Raw genomic sequence first — 21,904 nt, forward strand, 5'->3', positions numbered from 1 at the left:
GCTCCCAAAGATTCGCTCGACTTGCATGTATTAGGCACGCCGCCAGCGTTCGTCCTGAGCCAGGATCAAACTCTCCAAGAAAGTTGATTAGCTCAAAAAAGTTACGTTGGCTTAGCTTCATAAGAAGCTAATAATTTATTGTTTGTTGACGTTTTTGTTTGTTTAGTTTTCAAAGAACAATTTCTCAATCGCTCAAAAGCGACTTTTACATCTTACCAAGTTATCAACTAAAAGTCAACAACTTTTTTTATTTCTTTTTTTCAACTAAGCTACTGTCTCGCAGCAACAGATATTAATATACCACCATTAAAGACTACATGCAATAGCTTTTTATTCTTTTTTTGCAAAGTGTTCAAAATACAAATATTCGAAAATTTCTTTTATGAATATACGAAAAAAGTGCCGGCAGTCCCGGCACTTTTTTCATCTATTAACGATGGCGCATTAACGGGAATAATAGTACGTCTCTAATTGATGGGGAATTCGTTAACAACATAACTAAACGGTCAATTCCGATTCCCAATCCCCCTGTAGGAGGCATACCATACTCTAATGCTTCAACGAAGTCCTCGTCCATCATATGGGCTTCATCATTACCTTGTTCACGTTCCTTTAACTGTGCTTCGAAGCGTTCTCTTTGATCAATTGGATCATTAAGTTCTGTAAATGCGTTAGCATGCTCACGAGCCACGATGAACAGCTCAAAGCGGTCGGTGAAACGTGGATCCTCATTATTTTTCTTTGCAAGCGGCGAAATCTCCACTGGATGTCCATAAATAAAGGTTGGCTGAATTAACTTTTCCTCAATCTTTTGCTCGAAGAACTCATTAACGATATGGCCATAAAGCATATTATTATTAACTTCTACCCCGTGCTCTTTTGCAAGTGCGCGAGCTTCCTCTACGCTCATCTCTTTCCAGAAATCTACGCCAGTGTATTCTTTAATGGCGTCAACCATATGAAGTCTTTTCCATTCTGGTTTAAGGTCTACTTCATATTCACCATACTGGATCGTTGTAGTTCCCACTACTTCTTCCGCAATGTGCGCAATTAAGTTTTCTGTAAGGCTCATGATGTCACGATAATCTGCATATGCTTCGTATAGTTCGATCATGGTAAACTCAGGGTTGTGACGTGTAGAAACACCCTCGTTTCTGAATACCCGGCCAATTTCATATACTTTTTCGAGCCCGCCGACAATCAGGCGTTTTAGGTGAAGCTCAATTGCAATTCGCATATATAATTGCATATCGAGCGCGTTATGATGTGTAATAAATGGTCTTGCTGACGCACCGCCGGCAATGGAATGCATCATCGGTGTTTCAACCTCTAAATAACCATGATCATCTAAATAGCGGCGCATGGCCTGAATAATCCGGCTGCGGGCAATAAAGGTTTCCTTACTCTCTTGGCTCATGATTAAATCTAGGTAACGTTGGCGGTACCGCTGTTCAACATCCTTTAAACCGTGGAATTTATCCGGAAGCGGACGTAGTGCCTTCGTTAAAAATTCAAAGTTTTCAACCTTTACGGATAACTCGCCTACTTTTGTTTTAAATAAAGTTCCAGATACCCCAATGATGTCTCCTAAATCAGCAGAATCAAATACTTTATACTGTTCATCGCCAATTGCATCCTGGCGGACATACACTTGGATTTGACCTTGCAGGTCTTGAATGTGAGCAAACCCAGCCTTACCTTTTCCGCGCTTGGTCATAATTCGTCCGGCTAGAGTCACCGAAACATTTTTTCCCTCGATCTCTTCCTTTTCTAACTCTCCATATTTTTCGACTAATTCCATTGTGCTGTGTGAACGCTCAAACCGTTTACCAAATGGATCGAGGCCATTCTCGCGCATTGTGTTCATTTTATCGCGTCTGACCCTTATTTGATCATTTAATTCTTCCTGACTCAACACTATCAACTCCATTAATTTCTTAATTATGTAAACTCGCGCATAATTATTTTTTTACATACTATATTATTTTACACAAACTTGACAGTTCAGACATCAAAAAAGTATTTATATAGAATAAAAACTGCCAGTTATCCCACTGGCAGCTCTTTTAGTAAACATCGTTAGTATAGAAAAGGAAGCTGCGAAAGTCAAACTTAGCCAACAATTGCCTGGTCTTGTTCCTTTTCTTCTACCTCAATGACCAAATCTTTTAACAGTGTAACCAGTTGTTCTCTTGTATCGCATTCGTTGATGGCATTTCGCACTATTGCGTTACCGGGTACCCCTTTTAAATACCAAGCAGCATGTTTGCGCATTTCGCGGACTGCGATGTCTTCATTTTTCAATGCAATCAAACGATCAAGGTGAAGGATGCAGACATCCATTTTTTCACGAACAGATGGCTCTGCCATTAATTTACCTGTTTCTAAATATTGCACCGTACGGTAAATCATCCACGGGTTCCCTAAAGCAGCTCTCCCAATCATGACACCATCAACACCGGTTTCATCAAGCATCCTTTTGGCATCCTGTGGTGTTTGGACGTCACCATTACCAATAACCGGAATGGTAACGGATTGCTTTACCTCACGGATAATATCCCAGTTTGCTTTTCCTTCATACATTTGCACACGGGTACGTCCGTGAAGAGCAACGGCTTTTCCACCTGCGCGCTCAACAGCCTGGGCATTTTTCACAGCAAAAATATGCTCTTCATCCCAGCCCATCCGCATTTTTACAGTTACCGGCTTTTCCACCTCAGCCACAACCGCGGAAACCATTTCATAGATCTTATTAGGATCTAGAAGCCATTTGGCACCGGCATCACATTTTGTGATTTTCGGCACGGGGCAGCCCATATTGATATCAATAATATCGGCATTGGTATTTTGATCAACGAATTTCGCAGCTTCCACTAGTGTTTCTTTTTCACCGCCGAAAATTTGCAGGCTTAACGGTTTTTCACGCTCATCAATATAGAGCATATTCATGGTTTTTTCATTCTTAAAAACGATTCCCTTGTCACTTACCATTTCTGCACAAACTAAACCTGCGCCAAACTCTTTTACCGTAAGACGGAATGCAGAGTTACAGACACCAGCCATCGGTGCCAAAACAACGGGATTCTTTATTTCAATATCGCCAATTTTCAACATACAGCGTATACCTCCAATTCCTGCACCCAGACTTGTGTATAGCAGTAAACCGGGTCCTTCACTCTTCTTATTCTTTTGGTGCTAAATCATCTATACTTATTCTCAAGGAATGAGCAATTCTCTCAAGTAAATCCCCTGCAGGCAGACGATTCCCTCTTTCAATCTCTCCTAAAATTGATACCGATACACCTAATTCCCTCGAAAAGCCCTCCTGTGTGTAACCCTTTAGCTTTCGATAGGCGCGAATACGTCTTCCCCATTTTTCCGCTTCCATATTCGGACTCCTTCTCTATCTGGTAGTTCGTTCAACAATATGTTAAGAGGTTTTTCCAACCCATGGATCTTATGATTAGGATCGATCTCTACTAACGGCACCATGACAAACGCCCGCTCTGCCATCCTTGGATGTGGAACGGTAAGCTTCTCCGTTTCAATATTTTCTTGGTTAAATGTGAGAATGTCAAGGTCTATCGTCCTTGGTCCCCACCTTATTTCCCTTTTCCTCCCAAGCTCCAGCTCCGTTTCAAGGCATAGTTCTAACAGCTCCGTTGCACTTAACGCCGTCTGGATCTCGATTACCATATTCAAAAATAAATCCTGATCTTCATAGCCAACCGGATCTGTTTCATAAACGGAGGAGTAATTTACCAATTTTATTTCTGGATTTCCTGTTAATAGTTTTATCGCACTCGTTATATTATCATAACGGTTTCCGATATTTGAGCCAAGGGCAATAAATGCACTGTTTTCCACTATTATCTACTCCTTGTAATTTCTACAGCAACTGACTGGTAATGGCCGGGAATCGGCGGGTCTGGCTTAATGACCTTTACCGTAACATCAAATATGAGAGAGAATTCGCTCAGAATGGCTGCAGCAATTTTTTCCGCAACAGCTTCCACAAGCTTATACGGCTTCCCTTCAACAATTTCTTTGCATACACCGTACAGCTCTCCATAATTGACTGAGTGTTCTAGTTCATCGGTTTCACCGGCTTTTCTCAAATCGATGGAAACAGATAAATCCACAGCAAACCGCTGACCTAGCCGTGTTTCTTCCTGAAAAACACCATGGTATCCATAAAACTCCATCCGATTGACATATATTCTATCCAATCATGACACCCTTTCCCATCATTGCATCCATCATTTTCGCCATCCTGCTCATTTCCTTAACATCGTGAATCCGGACGATTTGGCAGCCCTTTTGAACGCCATAGCAAACAGTTGCTCCTGTCCCTTCCATTCTTTCATCAACTGGGAGATTTAATGCTTGTCCGATCATTGTTTTTCGGGATGTCCCTAAGAGGACAGGATACCCGAGCATGACCAGCTTATCTAAGTTTTGCATCATGAGCAGATTTTCGTGATAGTCCTTGGCAAAGCCGATGCCCGGATCTAGAATGATATTCTCCTCCTTCACACCTGCCTTTTTCACAATGGCGATGCTTTCAAAAAGATCATTCATCACGTCCCGGATGAATACCTGATAATTTCGGTCGGGACGGTTATGCATCAAGACAATTGGTACATTGTACTCCGCTGCGACTCGTCCCATCTGTTCATCCGCTTTTGCTCCCCATATATCATTGATAATATGAGCCCCGGCTTCGATCGCCTGCTTTGCCACCTCAGCTTTATATGTATCAATCGAAATTGGTAATGGAACATGTTCGGAAATGGCCTTTATCACAGGGATTACCCGCTCAAGTTCTTCCTCAAGCGAAACTGCGGCAAAGCCAGGGCGTGTTGATTCGCCGCCGACATCAATGATATCCGCACCGTTTGCCGCCATTTCCTTTGCATGTTCAATCGCACGTTCGATTCGATTAAATTTGCCGCCATCCGAAAAGGAATCTGGCGTAGCATTTAAAATTCCCATTACAATTGTTTTTTTCGTAAAGTCCAAGGTATATGGGCCGCACTGAATTTGTTCTTGAGCTGATCTCATTCCATATTCCCCCCCATGGTTGTTTTCACTTATTTTATCATATATGAAACAAAGAAGTGTTTACAAAAAAAAGAAGCCCGGCAACTAATGCCAAAGCCTCAATTTATTTTTATTCCACATCATATTGGTATAGTGGTGTACTTAAATAACGTTCGCCGTTATCAGGAATAATTGCAAGCACCTTTTTACCTTTTCCTAATTCCTTTGCCACCTTTAAGGCTGCAGAAATAGCTGCCCCTGAGGAAATTCCGCCAAGGATTCCCTCTTCTCTTGCAGCACGGCGAGATGCTTCAAATGCTTCTTCCGCACCAATTTGAATCACTTCATCATAAATGCTTGTATTCAAGGTATCAGGGATAAATCCTGCACCAAGTCCTTGAAGTTTATGTGGGCCAGGTTTGCCGCCTGACAGTACGGCTGAATCCTTTGGTTCAACAGCATAAATCTTCACTTCAGGGAACGTTTCACGGAGGACACTTCCTGCACCGGAAATGGTACCACCCGTTCCAATTCCTGATACAAATGCGTCCAACTGGTCCATTTGCTCAACGATTTCCTTACCTGTTGTTCTTCTATGCACCTCTGGGTTAGCTTCGTTCTTGAATTGCTGTGGTAAGAAATAACCATGTTCCTTAACAAGCTCTTCTGCTTTCGCAATTGCACCCTTCATTCCTTCTGGCCCTGGTGTTAACACAAGCTCAGCTCCGTAAGCACGAAGCAGGTTTCTTCTTTCCAAGCTCATTGTCTCCGGCATAACAAAGACTGCGTTGTATCCTTTTGCAGCGGCAATCATCGCTAGTCCGATGCCTGTATTTCCACTTGTCGGCTCAATAATAGTATCTACACCTGGTTTGATGAGACCTTGTTCCTCAGCGGCTTCAATCATCGCTAATGCGATACGATCCTTCACACTGCTTCCAGGATTAAAATATTCAAGCTTCAAATAAACCTCTGCACTGTTTTCATCTACTAATCGGTTTAACTTCACAATCGGTGTTTGACCGACTAATTCAGCAACTGAATTTGCTACACGAACCATAAGGGCACCCCTATTCCGAGTATTTTTATTGGATATATCGAATTTACCAGTTTTATACTTGTTTTGTCAATCCCTTTGCATTAGGAATTTTGTGAAATTTTTGTAAATAAAAATGTGGAAGCACTGTAGCTGGACAATAAGAAAAGCACAGAAACATTTTCTGTACTTCTAGTTTGCCTTTTTATTGTCACCGTAAAACCATTCTACCTTTGTCTCATCCCAAAAGGTTGCAGCAGAAGCTGGCGTTTTCATCTGCTCAAGAGCAATTTGCCGGCGAATTTCCTCTTTCACATCATCATAAGAATAACTTTTCCCGCTTACTTTCCCTTCGAGTTTTAAGAGAGCATACCCTTGCTTAACCTTAAAGGGTTTACTAAAGGCTCCCTTTTTTAATTTTTTAGCCGTTTCAATATATTGCGTAGGATACCGCTCATCCTCTTCGCTAATATAGCCAATATCGCCGCCCTCGTTAGCTGAAAACTCCTCGATGGAACGTTCCATTGCGAGTGTGGAAAAACTTGAACCATGGGCTAGCTCCTTAGAAGCCTTACTTGCCTCTTCCTTTGTTTTTACAATGATATGCGATAAATGATAGGCAGCAGGCACATTGAAAAGATGTTTATTTTTATCATAATAGCTTTTCAATTCTTTATTCGAAACCACTACGTCTTTTGTCAAAAGCTCTTCCAACAGAAGACTGTTCCGAATTTGTTCCTTCCACTTCTTCTCATTTTGAATTTTTTTTGAACTAAAGGAATTATAGGTGGTTTGGAGCATTCTATATTCACGCTCAACATCTTGATCGGAAATTTTTATCTTATATTTTGCCGCCATTTCCACTATGACCTTTTGATCAATCATTTCCTTTAAGACGTCTTTTCCATATCTGGTTTCTAATTCATTAAGCCATTCCTGCCGTGTGATTGCCTTTTCCCCCACTGTCGCAACGGCCTCTTCATTCACCGCCGCACCGCCTGCCTCGTCAGTTCTTGAAAGGAAAAAGGCCACAGTTAAGCAATTAAGCATAATAAGGGCCGCAATAACCATCCAAAGTTGCTTCTTCCCCAACCTTTTCTCCCCCGACAAAGACATTTATTTTGCTTCCCTTTTTAGCTCTTCTAATTCTTCCTTGGAAAATAGATACTTTTCATTGCAGAAGTGACAGTGTGCCTCGGCCTGTCCATCTTCTTCAATCATAGCGGTTATTTCAGCCGCACCTAATCCGGCAATCGCATTGGCAAATCGTTCTTTAGAGCAGTTACACTGGAAGCTTACCGGCATTGTTTCTAGTACCTTAACTTGCTCTTTCCCAAACAGCACTTCAAGGATTTGCTCAGGTGTTAGACCGCGTTCGATTAACGTAGAAATAGGCTCAATTGTTTTTAACCGTTCCTCCAGTTTTGAAATGATTAAATCAGGTGTGCCAGGCATTAATTGAAAAATAAACCCGCCTGCAGCCAAAATGGTATCATCCGGATTCACCAAAACACCAACACCCACAGAAGAAGGTACCTGCTCAGATGTAGCGAAATAATAGGTAAAGTCTTCTCCTAATTCACCAGATACGAGTGGAACTTGGCCGGAAAAAAAGTCACGCAGCCCGATATCCTTAACGACAGCTAACAGACCATCTGTTCCAACCGCTCGGCGGACATCAAGCTTCCCATTTTCTGTTGATTCGAAATCAACCTCCGGGTTGGTCACATAACCGCGGACCTCGCCTTTGGCGTTACTATCCACAACAATAGGGCCAATTGGGCCGCCGCCGTTAATTTTAATCGTAAGTTTATCTTCACCCTTAAGCATCGCCCCCATCATGACCCCTGCGGTCATCGTGCGGCCTAGTGCCGCTGAAGCGGTCCGCCATGTTTGATGACGGCGCTGTGCTTCGCTAATCGTTTCTGTCGTGCGAACTGCATAAGCACGAATATTTCCATCATAGGCAAGTGCCTTAACTAAATAATCCTTCATCGTAAAACTCCCTTCTAGCTGTATCCGAATTGTCTAACTGCAGCCCCTGGACATGGCGCTTCTGCTTTTCTTATTGTCCAGCTACAGCGCCTAGGGGCTCGGGGTCATAAGCCAATCCGTCAAGAAGGTTAAAGAACAACCTTCTCGCCTGCTCGTCTTATGCCTGTCGCCCCTGGACAAGGCGCTTCCGCTTTTCTTATTGTCCAGCTACAGCGCCTAGGGGCTCGGGGTCATAAGCCAATCCGTCAAGAAGGTTAAAGAACAACCTTCTCGCCGGCTCGTCTTATGCCTGTCGCCCCTGGACAAGGCGCTTCTGCTTTTCTAATTAGCTTATCCCATATTTCGTTTATAGATAAGCTGCAGACCTTTTAAAGTTAAAAATGGGTCGACTACATCAATGACTGTTGATTCTTGAGCAATTAATGGCGCAAGCCCGCCTGTAGCAATAACAGTTGGCTTCTTCCCACCTTGGTCCATCATTCTTTTGACAATGCCCTCTACTTGTCCAACATACCCATAGACAATACCCGCCTGCATCGCAGCGACTGTATTTTTGCCAATAACCCCTTCAGGGCGGGCAATCTCGATCCGCGGCAGTTTGGCGGCTCTGGAATATAGGGCCTCAGTTGAAATCCCGATTCCAGGGGCAATCGCACCACCCATATATTGGCGCTCCTCATTCACATAACAATAAGTTGTGGCCGTTCCGAAATCGACAATAATTAGCGGACTTCCATATTCGTGAATGGCCGCAACAGCGTTGACAATTCGGTCAGCACCCACTTCTCTTGGGTTTTCATATTTAATATTAAGTCCCGTTTTTATGCCTGGTCCGACCACGAGAGGCTTAATATGGAAGTACTTTTGACACATTCTTTCCAAGGCAAACATTATTGGCGGCACAACGGAAGAAATAATAATCCCGTCAATATCTGAAAAAGTAAGACCAGAATGATCAAACAATGCTTTTATGCTCATGCCAAACTCATCTTCTGTGCGGTTTCGGCTCGTTTCTACCCGCCAATGGTATTTCAGTTCATCACCTTTATAAACACCTAAAACAATATTGGTATTTCCCACATCGAATACGAAAATCAAATCTATCACTCGCTTTATCGATTTTTCTTTTTTAACATGGCAACATCATACCATAAATCGTATATGTGTGAAAAAAAGAGCGCTTCACAGGAAGCACTCTTTCATCATTTACTTATAATCAATTTCATCAGAAGGTTTATCTAAAAAGGATTTCTCTTCTTTTTCGCCCTCATCCTTTTTTGTGTTGATGTTTACCTTCACATCATCTTTTTTCTTTGGTCCAATCTTCACAGCATCTAAGTGGAGAGATGGGTCTGGCATATGGCCATGTTCAACCAAGTATTTGATCTGTTCCGCAACGAGCGTTTCTACCTCAAGAAGAGTGGTTGCAATTAGATTCAGCTTATCGCGATTTTCAGTAAGAATCTTTCTAGCTCTTTCGTAACATTCTTTAATAATGGTTTGAATTTCCAAGTCGATTTCATAAGCAATCGCATCGGAATAATTTTGCTCATTATGCAGGTCACGGCCTAAGAAAACCTGACCGCCTTGCGGCTGACCGAACTGTAATGGTCCTAGTTTATCACTCATCCCGTATTCAGTTACCATTTTACGGGCAATGCCTGTAGCACGTTGGAAGTCATTATGAGCGCCCGTACTTACTTCACCAAAGACAATCTCTTCAGCAACACGGCCGCCTAACAAACCAACAATTTTATCAAGCAATTCAGGCTTCGTCATAAAGTAACGGTCTTCCCTAGGAAGCATAACAGCATATCCGCCTGCTTGACCGCGTGGAACGATGGTAACTTTGTGAACCATATCAGCTTCATCAAGTACTAAACCAATCACCGTATGGCCGCCCTCATGGAAAGCAACAATATTCCGTTCTTTTTCCGAAATAACCCTGCTCTTCTTAGCTGGACCTGCAATAACGCGATCAGTTGCTTCATCAATATCTTCCATATCGATTTTCTTTTTACTGCTTCGGGCTGCAACGAGCGCCGCCTCATTCAATAAATTCTCTAAATCGGCACCTGAAAATCCAGGTGTACGCATGGCGATATTCTTTAAATTAACCGTCTCATCTAATGGTTTATTGCGTGCATGAACTTTTAGTACTGCCTCACGTCCTACCACATCCGGACGGTCAACGGTAATTTGGCGGTCAAAACGTCCTGGACGTAATAACGCTGGGTCTAGAATATCTGCACGGTTTGTTGCAGCAATGATGATAATTCCTTCATTTGCTCCGAATCCATCCATTTCAACTAACAATTGATTCAAGGTTTGTTCACGCTCATCGTGACCTCCGCCGAGTCCGGCACCACGCTGACGGCCAACTGCATCAATTTCGTCAATAAAAATGATACATGGAGCATTTTTCTTGGCATTTTCAAATAAATCACGTACACGAGATGCACCCACCCCGACAAACATTTCAACGAAATCTGAACCACTAATAGAGAAGAACGGTACGCCGGCTTCACCAGCAGTAGCCCGTGCCAGCAATGTTTTACCAGTCCCTGGAGGCCCTACTAAGAGGACACCTTTTGGAATCCGGGCTCCAAGTTCAGCAAACTTGCGCGGGTCTTTTAAAAATTCAACTACTTCAACTAATTCTGCCTTTTCCTCGTCAGCTCCAGCTACATCTCTAAAACGAACCTTTTTCTTATCATCGTTATAAAGCTTCGCCTTCGATTTACCAAAGTTCATCACTCGGCTGCCGCCGCCTTGAGCTTGGTTTAATAAGAAGAAAAATAATATAAAGATAATCACGAACGGAATAATCGAAGTAAAGAAGGTAACCCAGCCACTTGTTTCTTTAGCCGGCATCACGTCTACTTTCGAGTCTGCCTTATCAATCCGATCAAGGATCTTTTCGCTGTTTGGAATATAGGTTATGAATTTTTTACTTTTTGCCTCGAGCTCCCCGCGAACCTCATACACCCCACGTTCAGGCTGCATTGAAAATGATTTGACTTCACCATTTTCTAATTGGGAAACGAACTTATCATATGAAATATGATCTGTAGGCTCATTACTTCCATTAAAGAAACTAACAACACCTATAATGACTAAAAATATCAATAAATAAAAGATGGTATTACGGAAAATCCGATTCATCTCTTACCTCCTCCCGCGGATAAAAACTATAATAAATAGTATCATAGAAAAACTTGCTAATTCAAGGAATTACTCTCAATTGTTAGGGTCCGGCACAATCAGAGCCTATTGAAGGAAAAATCACTTCAAACAGGACTTTCTTATTGATTATCGCTATAAACTGCCGGCTTTAGCACACCAATATATGGAAGGTTGCGGTATTTTTCAATATAATCCAAACCGTAACCGACAACAAACTCATCTGGAACAATAAATCCTACATAATCAGCTTTTATCGCACTTTTTCTTCCTGTTGGTTTATCAAGCAAGGTGACAATCTTGATTGATTTTGCTTTTCGATAACGGAATAAATCAACTAAATAACTGAGTGTTAAACCACTATCGATAATATCTTCAATAATTAATATGTCCCTTCCTTCAACAGAAGTATCTAAATCCTTTAAGATTTTTACTTCACCGGATGAAACAAAACCAGTACCATAGCTTGAAACATCCATAAAATCCATTTCAAGATAGCAGTCCATTCGTTTTAATAAATCGGCCATAAAAGGCATTGCTCCTTTTAACACGCCAATTGCCAGCGGGAAACGATCCTTATACTCCTCCGTTAAATCGGCCGCTAACACCTTTATCTTCTCTTGAATTTCTTCTTCTGAAACTAATACCTTTTCAATATCCTGATTCATCATAATAATTGTGCCCCCTAGAAGATCATTACTAATGATATGTGAGTTGTATATATTGTTTTGCTGTGTAATCTATACCTTCTAAAGAAGATTTTTTTAAATCTGGAAGCCAAATAATTAAACCCTCTTTGTCCGTAATCACAGGCCAATTGTCGCGATCCTGCACCGGAACCTTTTGATCAATAAAAATATCCTTTAATTTCTTCGATCCTTGCATTCCCTTCAATGTCATTCGATCGCCTTTTTTCCTTGTACGGATGATGATCGGCCATTTAATACTTTCTGCATTAAAAAAGACTGTATTATGCTGTGGATCAGCAATTTCTCTCTCTACATAATCTATCCTAATACTCCGGCCAGTTGGCAGCATAATCGTCCCTGGCTCACTTATTTCATAAGCATATGGTTCAGTTGTTATTTCCTGAAACTGAAATGCTAACTGAAAATAGGAGCGAATAACCTTCAATCCATTTGGGAAATCCAGTTTACCAGAAGGCTCGTGATGATGTATTAAGGAAAAAACTTGATCGATATGTATGGCAGAAAGAGAAGCTGGCTTTTCCTTGTAAAGATAGTTTAATATTAGTTGAATCCCTCTCCTTTGTAAAGGTAAAGGCATTTCAAGAAGTCTTTTAATGTCAATAGTAATTTTGTCCTCTTCTCTTTTTGTCACCACTGCATGGAGCCGTTCGACCGTTAATTCCTGTAGAAATGCATCATCACTCTGCAGCTCTTCACTAAACCGCTGAAAATGTTCATGAACATGGCTATTTTCTGATTTTAAAAAAGGAAGTACCTGTTTACGAAATCGATTCCTGCTATAAATGCCTTTCTCGTTACTTGGGTCTAACCTTGGTGTAAGGTTATGCTCTTTACAATAACGTTGAATCTCATCCTTCGTTAAACATAAGAAAGGGCGAAAAATAGTACCATCATGAAATGGGCGGGTAAATGGAATGCCTGCTCTTGCCTTTCCACTGCTTCCTCTTGTCAGCCTCATGAGCATGGTCTCCATCTGATCATCTCCATGATGACCAAGAGCTAAATAAGGGAATTGATACTTCTCCATCACTTTTAAATAAAAGTCATATCTTACTTCTCTAGCTGCAATTTGTGAACTCTTCCCAGTAGCTTCCATGATTTCCGGCACATTGATTCGCACCATTTCAAACGGAACCCCTCCATGCTGTTCACAAAAGCTTTTTACAAACATGGCATCGAGAAAGGATTCCTCTCCGCGAAACATATGGTCAACATGTGCAGCAACAATTGCTAAGTTCCTTTTTTCCTTTTCCTTAAGCAAGTAATGAAGCAGTGCTAAAGAATCCGGGCCCCCTGATACGCCAACAATGATTTTTTTGTTTTCAAGGTTGAATGTATGGCGATTTAGAAAAGACTCGACCTTTGATTCCAACATATGATTGCACTCTCTCTAAAAGTAATTTGAAAATTGTCTAGCAGAAGTGCCCTTGGTACTTCCGCTTTTCTTATTAGCTTACCACTTTTAAGAATAAACTATCAAAGCATAGGTAATAGAAATCAGGTAGAAATTTTTCCATTTCATTTCTAAACACATCACTAATGCATTTACCTTCTTTATATACGAGCAAACACTGAATTGGTTTCATTTATTAAGGTAAATTATTAAAAGTATACCAAGCATATAAAATTCCTAGAACGACCGCAATAAACAAAAATTCCATCCAGCCGCTTTTTTTCTTCTTTCGTCGATAGGACTGCCTTGAGATGGGCTGAGTGTCCTTCGTATTCTTCCGCTGTGGTTGAATAGAGACATGACTGGTTGTTCCACTAGTTCGCATAGGGGGATCGGGATTGGGAATCTTTTTCTCAACCATAGTATCGAACAGGTCAGCCCGCATTTGCTTAGCATCACTGTACTTTCCCTGTAGTGCCTTTAAGATCACTTTTTCAAATTTTAGCAGTTCCGGCTTTTGTCGAACGGCCTCTCTTAGCTGGGAAATCCCTCCCGTGGTTTTAGAAAACCGTTTCGGATAGGCTGTGTTAATCATGATCATTGCCACTGCAAACAAATCATAGGATGGATCTGCCTTTCGTGAGCCCAATCCCCAATATCCTCGGTCATAAAACTCGGTGAATTCCTTGATTGCTCTGCCTTGAATAGTAGTGCCGCCAACATCGATACACCTTATTTTCGCCGGCGGTCCAGTAACAATTAAATTCTCCGGCTTTAAATCCCCAAATACCCAACCATTTTCATGAAGCTGGCCCAAATCATTCAGCAACTGCAAAAATAAAACACTTGTCCATGACTTCCCTTTTTCCTGTATAAATGAAAGGAAATCCGGGCCTTGAATATATTCCATCACATAAAATGATATTCGGCCTTGCGGGCCTTGCCAGTCGTCAACATCAAGCAAAGAAGGCCCGAGGGTTGACCCCTGGACCTTTGCGAAGGATTTCAACACATTTACCTCAGAGGTAATCGACATGCCGTTATCACTCATTTTTAATGCAGCAAGAGTGTTATTGTGCTTTGCAAGGTAGACCACCCCGTTTGCGCCAAATCCTAGTTCCTTTATGATTGTATAGTTTTGTGAATGCCATTTTCCAGAAATGATTGTCCCCGGGCTTACCTTACATTGATTCTTCAAAGAATGATTCATCATCACGTGAAAGCAGGCTCCTTAATGATTGTTTTTGATTAAAAGCCGATAAGGCAGTCCGTAAGGCCGGACCGGTCGGTGTAATTCCACCCGTAGACAGCTGAGAAAAAACACTTGTCAAAGTTTGCAGCTTTGGAGTCCAATCCAGCAATTTTTCGACATCATTCTTTTTCCCGGGAAATACATAAACAGAAAATTGATTATCTCCTGTGCGGGCGTTCAAGCTTAGAGAGAGGTCAAGAAGCGCCTCTTTAACCGTTGGAAGCTTGTGCTTCATGCTTGCACTTGTATCGACAAGAATCAACACTTCTAATTCGACAGTTTCTCCTAATTCATCGACAACCTCCATGACCTCCCCGCGTTTGTCCGGCGGCAGGTCCTCCATTGTTTGGGAACGGCCTAATATTTGCTGTAATTGGCTGTTCACCACACCTTGAATCGTTTGGTTCATCGCTTTACGGGTAACCATTTGCACGGTTTGTGAAAGTGCCTCCGCATAAACAATCTGGCTGACTCCGCCGCCTGACATCGCAATACCATCGATTTCAGTCATACCTTTTTCATCAATAACGTCCTTTTCTATCACACCAATAACATTCACTGTTATTCCTTGTTCTTTCGCGAGTGCAGCCATGGCAATTGGATCATCACCTTGGTTCGAGCAGCCATCTGTAATTAATAATATTTGCCGGATCTTCCCTGTATACATAACCTTCTCCCTCCACGAAACGTATTGATACCATTTTCGACGGGATTAGGGTGATTTATACATATTTTAGCTGAGGTCTGCGCAAAATAATCAATTAGGCTCGTTTTTTATAAACCGGTATCGACGCCCACTTTGGTGTGTTATGTTTTATTTTTGCCACCGTAACGGTCATATCATCATCAATTAATCCCGATCTAGATCTGATCACGTCCTCCATAATTAAATCCGCTACCTCCTGCGGGTCATCTGTCTCTAATTCCTGCACCTTTCGTTTCATCCATAAATCATAGTTTTCAACATGCTTTGGTCCCTCAAACACGCCATCGCTCATCATAATTAATAAATCTCCGGCTTTTAATTGTTCGCTGACAACATCCACTTCAAATTCCTGAAGGATCCCTATCGGCAAATTGCTTGCCTGAATTTTAATGACTTTATTTCCCCTTTTGATAAAACTCGGTGTTGAGCCGATTTTCAAAAATTTCGCTGAGGCATTTTTCAAATCAATCATGGCCAAATCTAATGTAGAGAAAATTTCATCGGTCGTCCGTAGTGAAAGGATGGAATTAATGGATTTGATTGCTGTTTTTTCCTCAATCCCCGATTGTAAAATTTTTTGCAAAAGCTGTAGTGTTTCATTACTTTCATAATGGGCTCTCTCTCCATTTCCCATGCCATCACTAATGGCAATCGCATACTTTCCCAAACCAAGTTCAATGGTGGAGTAACTGTCACCCGATACTAAGCCTCCATCCTTGGCCGCATGGGCTACTCCTGTTTCCACCGTAAAGGCCTTTGATGATCTGAAGGTCACATGACAGAAACCATTTGGATAGGTGGCACATTCCTCCTTGTTCACAATAACCGTTTCCCCAAGAATATCGGATAACATCGGTGCGATGAGTTTTTCACACTCACCACGGCCATTGCAAAAAGGAATAGCCATCTCAATATCAACATTCCCTTGTTCAAGGCTGTAGATTTCTACCTGTTCAATATGGATCCCAAATTCCTGAATCGCTTCCATAATTTGTTCTTCCTGCTTATGATGATTTTCCCTTTCCCGTTGAATTTCTTTCGCAAAATTATCCATGACTTCAGAAACACCTAATAATTGGTCGGCCACCAGTTTACGGCTTTCCCGAACCTGCTTCTTTAATTTCAAATTGGCTTGAAAAAAGGTTAATTCTTGACCAATCGTTTCATATACCTTTTTTGAACGAGAACAATGCTTTTCCCAATCCCTTGACAGCCGTGGTGAAACATTTCCATCATTTTGATCCATTTCGTGAATAATTTCCTCCATGAAGGCATAGGTTGTATTAAAATTCTTTGCCCAGCATTGTTCCTTTTTAAAGCATGTTTGACATGTCCTTTCCGTGACATTGCTCATGAAGTAATCCATTTCCCGATCATGTTCATCGTCATCCGGCAGTACTTCCATTTGTGAAAAACTTTTTGATAAGGCATGGAACACACCTGAAAATTGCGAAACCCGTTGTGCTGTCACGTCTCGCATTTTGCGCATATATTTTTGCTGCTCGGCCGTGTATTCTGGTGTCCCAGGAATATATTTTGCTAATCTTGAAGTAAACGCTTGTGGTGTTAAGAGGAATAAGAGCACTGCAGCACTTGTTTCCAGAACAGTTTGCAGAATGGAGCCGCCGCCCTCGCCATACATGCCGATGAGCAGGGTGGCAATAAATAAGCCAATGGAAACTCCTATTTTTTTCCCTTCCTTTAACAGGCCGCCGAGCACACCTGAAAAGGCAAGGAGACTCATATGATAGAAGCTTGAAACACTTGCCAGGCTAAAAATTAATCCAGTCACTACCCCAACTGTGGAGCCAACCGTTGCCCCGGCAATGAAAGAAAACACTAAAACCAAATATCTCGACATAATATGTTCAATTGACATATCATAAACCTTCCAGCCAATTGTTCCAGACAAAATGGAAGCGAGCATGATGATCAGACACACAATTTCTTCTGTTTTTAACAATTGCCTTCGTTTATTAAATGTTAACAATGGAATACTTTGCAAAAAGATGAGTGTCAAAATAAACGCGAGGCTTGCTTGGACACCGACCATCATTAGATCATATACCGTTACTTGCCTTGAGAGGATGAAGGTTTCAGCTAATTTCCCCACCCCAAGGATAATACCGGTAAAAAAGGGCAGTGATCGCATCTCATTTGTCAGCCATTTTTGACTGATTCGAAAAATAACTAAAAAGATAATGGTGACGATAAAGGTAAAGGCGGCATTGGATAATGAAATCGTCGCTGCCCCAACAATCAGTCCAATCAGGGCAAGCGGTGCCCGATCCCTTTTTATTAAATAAACAGATGCAAAAAAAGGAAGACAAAAGGGGGTCAGCTTCGCCAAAATTAAGGCTCGTCCAAGTAAAAATCCCACTATTAATAAGATATAACCCTTTTTGATAAAAAAGGACTCCAGCATTAATTGAATTTTTCTTAAAGGCCTGCTCAAATCCCATTTAGATGAATGAAGGCTGACTTCTCCGACAGGTTCTATGAAACTCACGTTTGTCTTTTCCACTAAATCACTCTCCCTATTCTTTCATCGTTGCCCACTATTATAAAATGTATAGGATTAAAAGTTTGTCAAAATAATGAACAAGCTAAAAAAATCGTTCGACCGTTTTCACTATTTTCATCCAAATAACATAATCATGTCGTATAAAGGAGAAAGGGTGTCAGGCACCCTTTCCAAGTCGTAGTAAGTGGAAAAGGTTTTTTCTTCACAACAAAGAAGACAAGCCGCTTGGACTTGTCTTGTCTATTTGATATTAAAGTGAAACCTCTGCCTTATCCAATTAATTAGAAGCAAGTTAACCCCGTCTAGCTCCTCTTCCTCCACGCTTGGATTCCGTGTTTCGCTTTAAGGAAGTTAAACGATCCTCACTATCTTTTAGGAACTTTGCCACTTTTGACTCGAAGGTTTCCCCTCTATTGTTATTACGATCGTTTGATCTGCCTTGACGAGGACGTTGCGAATGTGAGTGCGAATGTTGTTTTCTTTCCGGCTCTGGTCTATCCTTGGCCTTTTTAATCGATAGGCCAATTTTCCCGTCTTTCTCAACATTGATGACTTTTACCTCAATTTGGTCTCCAACCTTAAGGTGGTCATTGATATCTTTCACATAGTTATCAGCAACCTCACTAATGTGTACGAGTCCGGTTGAGCCACCCGGCAGCTCCACAAACGCTCCGAAATTGGTTATCCCTGTTACCTTTCCTTGTAACTTGCTGCCTACTTCAATTGACATAAAAAGAATGTTCCTCCTTAAAAGTATAAAAAATCAATCTTACTATATATTATACAGAATGGAAAAATTCAGTGTCAATAACTCGCGACATTCGTTCATTTTTCCTTCTTTCCTTCAGGAATATTAAAGATAATTTCGTTCTTTTCTGAGAAAAAGTATTCTTTTCTAGCCAGCTTTCCAACGTAGTCATCATCATTTAATTTAATGATATCCTCTTTCAGGATATCTTGCTGCTTTTTTAATTCTGAAAGCTGGTGATCCAGCTTCTTTTTTTGAGCAACCTTTGCCTCGAGCTTAGTGGTCTGGGAAATATAGCTGGATATCATCAGATACGATAGGAAGCTCGCAAAAACGAGAAATAACGATAATCGTCTTAGTAACAATTTTCTTTTTCTGGCAGAGGCAATTTCCGCATATTCCTGCTGCTCGACATAGGTTGTCTGGATCTTTGACACATTTTTTTTTCGTTCCGCGCCCATTTCCCTTCCCCTCCTTACTCTTTTCTACTTTTCCATTTATTTATCCACTTACTAATATAATTCCTTATTTTCTTAAAATTTCCTGCCGTTATATTATATAACTTCTCGACGGTTTTTTTAATACCTTTCGGCAAAAGTTTCCAAAATAATAACAATATTTTTTGCACTGGTACAAAAATAATCTTTACTATCAATAATAAAACCTTAAAAACAAATTTGACAAGGGTTAATAGTCCCCTGCCAATTGCGAGAATGATGGTCAAAACAACCTGAATAAGACCAACGACAGGCTTATAAATCAGGAGCTGGAAGGTCTTTTTCAGAAACATTGCTATGGCAATGACCGAACGAATCAACATTTCCAAGAAACGCAGATACATCCCTTTAAGCAAGCTCTGGTAGGCTGCAAACCCACAAACAAGTGCGATAAAGATATAAAATCTCAATTCTCCATTATTCACCAAAAATAACGTATAAAAGATAATCAAAGCTTGAATGATCCAAAATAATACATCATTTATGAAAACAATCCAAGCTTTTTTCTTCGGCCGTTTTAAAAACCGTTGATACGTATCAAACATGGCACCAAATAATGACCCCATGCCAATCATGGAAAGCATGGTAAGAAATTGCGTCGAAAGGGTCATCGGAATAACTTGCTAAAGAAGCCCTTAGCTTTCTCCCCATGCTGTTCATCAAGATAGACTAAATCAAAAATCTTTCCCTTTATTGAAACTATCCCTTTTTCGACATCAAGATTTTTCATTGACAGGTTTTGTCCTTTAATTGCTAAAAACCCCATAGACGTTTCCAATAAGAATTCCTCATTATCAAAGCTTTCTACCTGTTTCACCCCGGTAATATCAAGAAGCTTTCTTCCTCTCATGATGACATCATGATCCGGAACACTACTCTTCGTCGGCTGGTTATCATAATATTGGCTCATACTCATCCCTCACAATCATTTGTACAACCTTCTGCTAAAATGTATGTGAAAGACGGCTAAAATAGAACAACGAAAAGCGCAAGCTCCATGCTCCGGAGCTTGCGGATTCGTGCCACTGGAATCTTTTAGCTAGGGCAACACGCTTTAGTCGATTGAGCCAAGTCTCTCTTCATTTAAGATCGTATACATCTCCGCCGCCTCATCCTTGCGGGATGTTTCTTGGATCCGGTCAATTCTTGCCGTTACTTTCCGTTGACCAAGACGAATCGTTAGTTCATCCCCCACTTTTACGGTTGAGCTGGCCTTTGCCTCTTTTCCGTTAATTTCAATTCTACCTTGATCGGATACTTCTTTTGCCAATGTTCTTCTTTTAATTAATCTGGATACTTTTAAAAACTTATCTAGACGCATATGCCGATTCCTCCCACGGTTATAAACCCTTTAATTTTGCCTCATCCCAATATTGATCGAGCTCCTCAAGCGTATGGTCTTCAAATGACCTGCCACTCGTTCTTACCCTTTCCTCCACGTATTGAAACCGGCGCGTAAACTTTTCGTTTGTTTCAAATAATGCTTCCTCCGGATGGATCTTTAAAAACCGTGCCACATTAACAAACGCAAATACCAAGTCGCCAAATTCCTGTTTAGCGCGTAAAAGGCCATCTTCTGTTCCATCCAGCTCAGCCGTAAATTCATCAAGTTCTTCTTTCACTTTCGCCAAAGCAGGGGTAATTTCCTGCCAATCAAAGCCAACCTTTGCGGCTAATTTTTGCAGTTCATACGCCCGCAGCAAATTCGGCTGTGCTTTTGAGACACCCTCAAGCAAGGAAGACGGTGCAGCTAAGCCTCCCTTTTCCTGTTGCTTAATTTCCTGCCAGTTTTGAACTACTTCTTCCGCATTGGCTGCTTTCCCCGTGCCGAAAACATGTGGATGCCTACGAATCATTTTCGCCGACAGCACTTCAATAATGTCATCAATCGAAAAATACCCATCATCCTCGCCAATTTGCGCATGGAGCATCACCTGCAGCAGCACATCCCCAAGTTCTTCTATTAAATGGTCAATATCATCTTGATTAATCGCCTCGATAACCTCATAAGTTTCTTCTATTAAATATTTCTTTAATGATTCATGTGTTTGTTCTTTATCCCATGGACAGCCATTTGGCCCTCTAAGTTTGGCAATAATGTCCCTCAGTTTAGAGAAATTCTTCAACAGAATTTGTTCTTCCTTTACCGGCGGAATATAGACCGACGTCAGGTTATTAATCGTGACATTTCGATCCAACTCATACAAAAGCACCTTTTCGATGACTTCTTGACTGCTTCCGGCTGCCGTTACAATATATACCTCATAATCATCAGGTAATTTTTCCATTAAAGTTAGCTTTACATTCGACGCCACAAATTGATCGTACACCTGGCTAATAAAGATATGCTGCTCCATCTGCAGCTGGGAGGATAGTAGTGCCGTCCCATCCAGCAGCTGGAATCCTTCAATCGGATCAATTTTTAACGCGGCAAATATAGGATCAATAAAGCTTTGCCCGCCGCCGATGATGATTTCAACCGCTTCCTCTTGAGCATAGTCGATTAGCAGTTGAACTGTACGCTCAGCCACAAGCGGATGTCCCGGAACGGCATAAACAATTGGACCATTCTCCGCTTGCAGCAATAATGTCCTTGCTATTTCCTCGTATACTGCTTCAAACTGTTCGTGTTTTTCGTAAACATCATCAAAGGATGTATAGGTCAGTCCTTCTTTTTCTAAATCTCCCACAACCGGATGCTCTTTTGTCCGTAAAAATATGGACCCGCCGGCATGAAGTAATTTTTTATATACGCCAAAAGGCAGCTGCTCTAAGTCTCCTGCCCCTAAGCCAAGTATTTCAATTTTTTTACCCATT

22 protein-coding genes and 1 rRNA gene are annotated in these 21,904 nt (G+C 41.3%); all 23 read right to left on the reverse strand.

Annotation, left to right across the window (positions count from 1 at the left end):
* Positions 1-81 (reverse strand): 16S ribosomal RNA (locus ACIQXV_RS27420); the annotation flags it as partial.
* A gap of 349 nt (positions 82-430) precedes the next feature.
* Positions 431-1,930 carry a lysine--tRNA ligase gene (lysS, locus tag ACIQXV_RS27425; protein ID WP_402964856.1) on the reverse strand — a complete coding sequence of 500 codons (1,500 nt, stop codon included), beginning with the start codon at positions 1,928-1,930 and terminating at the stop codon, positions 431-433.
* 182 nt (positions 1,931-2,112) lie between these two features.
* Positions 2,113-3,114, reverse strand: a complete 1,002-nt coding sequence (dusB, locus tag ACIQXV_RS27430) for a tRNA dihydrouridine synthase DusB (RefSeq protein WP_402964859.1) — start codon at positions 3,112-3,114, stop codon at positions 2,113-2,115.
* A gap of 67 nt (positions 3,115-3,181) precedes the next feature.
* Positions 3,182-3,388, reverse strand: a complete 207-nt coding sequence (locus ACIQXV_RS27435) for a helix-turn-helix domain-containing protein (RefSeq protein WP_402964862.1) — start codon at positions 3,386-3,388, stop codon at positions 3,182-3,184.
* Positions 3,340-3,867, reverse strand: coding sequence for a 2-amino-4-hydroxy-6-hydroxymethyldihydropteridine diphosphokinase (gene folK / locus ACIQXV_RS27440; protein WP_402964866.1), 528 nt, complete (start codon positions 3,865-3,867; stop codon positions 3,340-3,342). Before folK ends, ACIQXV_RS27435 begins: the two co-directional genes overlap by 49 nt.
* A gap of 2 nt (positions 3,868-3,869) precedes the next feature.
* Positions 3,870-4,229: a dihydroneopterin aldolase gene (gene folB, locus ACIQXV_RS27445; protein WP_402964869.1), complete on the reverse strand. Its 360-nt coding sequence runs from the start codon at positions 4,227-4,229 to the stop codon at positions 3,870-3,872.
* Positions 4,222-5,064, reverse strand: a complete 843-nt coding sequence (gene folP / locus ACIQXV_RS27450) for a dihydropteroate synthase (protein WP_402964872.1) — start codon at positions 5,062-5,064, stop codon at positions 4,222-4,224. The genes folB and folP overlap by 8 nt, the downstream gene beginning before the upstream one ends.
* Positions 5,065-5,173: 109 nt before the next feature.
* Complete coding sequence (gene cysK, locus ACIQXV_RS27455; RefSeq protein WP_402964875.1) at positions 5,174-6,103, reverse strand: cysteine synthase A; 930 nt, start codon at positions 6,101-6,103, stop codon at positions 5,174-5,176.
* A gap of 168 nt (positions 6,104-6,271) precedes the next feature.
* Positions 6,272-7,171, reverse strand: coding sequence for a peptidyl-prolyl cis-trans isomerase (locus ACIQXV_RS27460; protein WP_402964878.1), 900 nt, complete (start codon positions 7,169-7,171; stop codon positions 6,272-6,274).
* 24 nt (positions 7,172-7,195) lie between these two features.
* Positions 7,196-8,074, reverse strand: coding sequence for an Hsp33 family molecular chaperone HslO (hslO, locus tag ACIQXV_RS27465; RefSeq protein WP_402964880.1), 879 nt, complete (start codon positions 8,072-8,074; stop codon positions 7,196-7,198).
* A 330-nt stretch (positions 8,075-8,404) separates the two neighbouring features.
* Complete coding sequence (locus tag ACIQXV_RS27470; RefSeq protein WP_402964883.1) at positions 8,405-9,172, reverse strand: type III pantothenate kinase; 768 nt, start codon at positions 9,170-9,172, stop codon at positions 8,405-8,407.
* 108 nt (positions 9,173-9,280) lie between these two features.
* Positions 9,281-11,239, reverse strand: a complete 1,959-nt coding sequence (ftsH, locus tag ACIQXV_RS27475; protein WP_402964885.1) for an ATP-dependent zinc metalloprotease FtsH — start codon at positions 11,237-11,239, stop codon at positions 9,281-9,283.
* Positions 11,240-11,379: 140 nt separating this feature from the next.
* Positions 11,380-11,925: a hypoxanthine phosphoribosyltransferase gene (gene hpt, locus ACIQXV_RS27480; RefSeq protein WP_402964977.1), complete on the reverse strand. Its 546-nt coding sequence runs from the start codon at positions 11,923-11,925 to the stop codon at positions 11,380-11,382.
* Positions 11,926-11,956: 31 nt separating this feature from the next.
* The gene (tilS, locus tag ACIQXV_RS27485; protein ID WP_402964888.1) at positions 11,957-13,342 is read right to left on the reverse strand and encodes a tRNA lysidine(34) synthetase TilS; all 1,386 of its coding nucleotides are present in this window, start codon (positions 13,340-13,342) and stop codon (positions 11,957-11,959) included.
* 214 nt (positions 13,343-13,556) lie between these two features.
* Positions 13,557-14,573, reverse strand: coding sequence for a protein kinase domain-containing protein (locus ACIQXV_RS27490; protein ID WP_402964979.1), 1,017 nt, complete (start codon positions 14,571-14,573; stop codon positions 13,557-13,559).
* The gene (locus tag ACIQXV_RS27495) at positions 14,542-15,279 is read right to left on the reverse strand and encodes a VWA domain-containing protein (RefSeq protein WP_402964891.1); all 738 of its coding nucleotides are present in this window, start codon (positions 15,277-15,279) and stop codon (positions 14,542-14,544) included. Before ACIQXV_RS27495 ends, ACIQXV_RS27490 begins: the two co-directional genes overlap by 32 nt.
* A 94-nt stretch (positions 15,280-15,373) precedes the next feature.
* Entirely contained in the window at positions 15,374-17,842 is a 2,469-nt protein-coding gene (spoIIE, locus tag ACIQXV_RS27500; protein WP_402964893.1) for a stage II sporulation protein E, read from the reverse strand.
* 292 nt (positions 17,843-18,134) lie between these two features.
* The gene (locus ACIQXV_RS27505) at positions 18,135-18,572 is read right to left on the reverse strand and encodes a S1 domain-containing RNA-binding protein (RefSeq protein ID WP_402964896.1); all 438 of its coding nucleotides are present in this window, start codon (positions 18,570-18,572) and stop codon (positions 18,135-18,137) included.
* 95 nt (positions 18,573-18,667) lie between these two features.
* The gene (locus tag ACIQXV_RS27510; RefSeq protein ID WP_402964899.1) at positions 18,668-19,051 is read right to left on the reverse strand and encodes an FtsB family cell division protein; all 384 of its coding nucleotides are present in this window, start codon (positions 19,049-19,051) and stop codon (positions 18,668-18,670) included.
* A gap of 14 nt (positions 19,052-19,065) precedes the next feature.
* The gene (gene yabQ, locus ACIQXV_RS27515; RefSeq protein WP_402964902.1) at positions 19,066-19,698 is read right to left on the reverse strand and encodes a spore cortex biosynthesis protein YabQ; all 633 of its coding nucleotides are present in this window, start codon (positions 19,696-19,698) and stop codon (positions 19,066-19,068) included.
* Entirely contained in the window at positions 19,695-19,997 is a 303-nt protein-coding gene (yabP, locus tag ACIQXV_RS27520; protein ID WP_402964904.1) for a sporulation protein YabP, read from the reverse strand. Before yabP ends, yabQ begins: the two co-directional genes overlap by 4 nt.
* A gap of 144 nt (positions 19,998-20,141) precedes the next feature.
* On the reverse strand, positions 20,142-20,408 hold the full coding sequence (locus ACIQXV_RS27525) for an RNA-binding S4 domain-containing protein (protein ID WP_066094539.1): 267 nt from the start codon (positions 20,406-20,408) through the stop codon (positions 20,142-20,144).
* A 19-nt stretch (positions 20,409-20,427) separates the two neighbouring features.
* Positions 20,428-21,903 (reverse strand): bifunctional methyltransferase/pyrophosphohydrolase YabN, encoded by a 1,476-nt coding sequence (gene yabN, locus ACIQXV_RS27530; RefSeq protein WP_402964907.1) that lies wholly within the window; start codon positions 21,901-21,903, stop codon positions 20,428-20,430.
* Between the last annotated feature and the right edge of the window lies 1 nt (position 21,904).

Origin of the sequence: Neobacillus sp. NPDC097160 (assembly GCF_044762155.1) — a bacterium.
Lineage (GTDB): Bacteria > Bacillota > Bacilli > Bacillales > Cytobacillaceae > Neobacillus.

What these genes read in the sequence shown, in the direction of transcription:
- lysS (WP_402964856.1), bottom strand. Translation starts at nt 1,930, where the DNA reads ATGGAGTTGATAGTGTTGAGTCAGGAAGAATTAAATGATCAAATAAGG.
- dusB (WP_402964859.1), bottom strand. Translation starts at nt 3,114, where the DNA reads ATGTTGAAAATTGGCGATATTGAAATAAAGAATCCCGTTGTTTTGGCA.
- ACIQXV_RS27435 (WP_402964862.1), bottom strand. Translation starts at nt 3,388, where the DNA reads ATGGAAGCGGAAAAATGGGGAAGACGTATTCGCGCCTATCGAAAGCTA.
- folP (WP_402964872.1), bottom strand. Translation starts at nt 5,064, where the DNA reads ATGAGATCAGCTCAAGAACAAATTCAGTGCGGCCCATATACCTTGGAC.
- cysK (WP_402964875.1), bottom strand. Translation starts at nt 6,103, where the DNA reads ATGGTTCGTGTAGCAAATTCAGTTGCTGAATTAGTCGGTCAAACACCG.
- hslO (WP_402964880.1), bottom strand. Translation starts at nt 8,074, where the DNA reads ATGAAGGATTATTTAGTTAAGGCACTTGCCTATGATGGAAATATTCGT.
- ftsH (WP_402964885.1), bottom strand. Translation starts at nt 11,239, where the DNA reads ATGAATCGGATTTTCCGTAATACCATCTTTTATTTATTGATATTTTTA.
- hpt (WP_402964977.1), bottom strand. Translation starts at nt 11,925, where the DNA reads ATGAATCAGGATATTGAAAAGGTATTAGTTTCAGAAGAAGAAATTCAA.
- tilS (WP_402964888.1), bottom strand. Translation starts at nt 13,342, where the DNA reads ATGTTGGAATCAAAGGTCGAGTCTTTTCTAAATCGCCATACATTCAAC.
- ACIQXV_RS27490 (WP_402964979.1), bottom strand. Translation starts at nt 14,573, where the DNA reads ATGATGAATCATTCTTTGAAGAATCAATGTAAGGTAAGCCCGGGGACA.
- ACIQXV_RS27495 (WP_402964891.1), bottom strand. Translation starts at nt 15,279, where the DNA reads ATGTATACAGGGAAGATCCGGCAAATATTATTAATTACAGATGGCTGC.
- ACIQXV_RS27505 (WP_402964896.1), bottom strand. Translation starts at nt 18,572, where the DNA reads ATGTCAATTGAAGTAGGCAGCAAGTTACAAGGAAAGGTAACAGGGATA.
- ACIQXV_RS27510 (WP_402964899.1), bottom strand. Translation starts at nt 19,051, where the DNA reads ATGGGCGCGGAACGAAAAAAAAATGTGTCAAAGATCCAGACAACCTAT.
- yabQ (WP_402964902.1), bottom strand. Translation starts at nt 19,698, where the DNA reads ATGACCCTTTCGACGCAATTTCTTACCATGCTTTCCATGATTGGCATG.
- yabP (WP_402964904.1), bottom strand. Translation starts at nt 19,997, where the DNA reads ATGAGCCAATATTATGATAACCAGCCGACGAAGAGTAGTGTTCCGGAT.
- ACIQXV_RS27525 (WP_066094539.1), bottom strand. Translation starts at nt 20,408, where the DNA reads ATGCGTCTAGATAAGTTTTTAAAAGTATCCAGATTAATTAAAAGAAGA.
- yabN (WP_402964907.1), bottom strand. Translation starts at nt 21,903, where the DNA reads ATGGGTAAAAAAATTGAAATACTTGGCTTAGGGGCAGGAGACTTAGAG.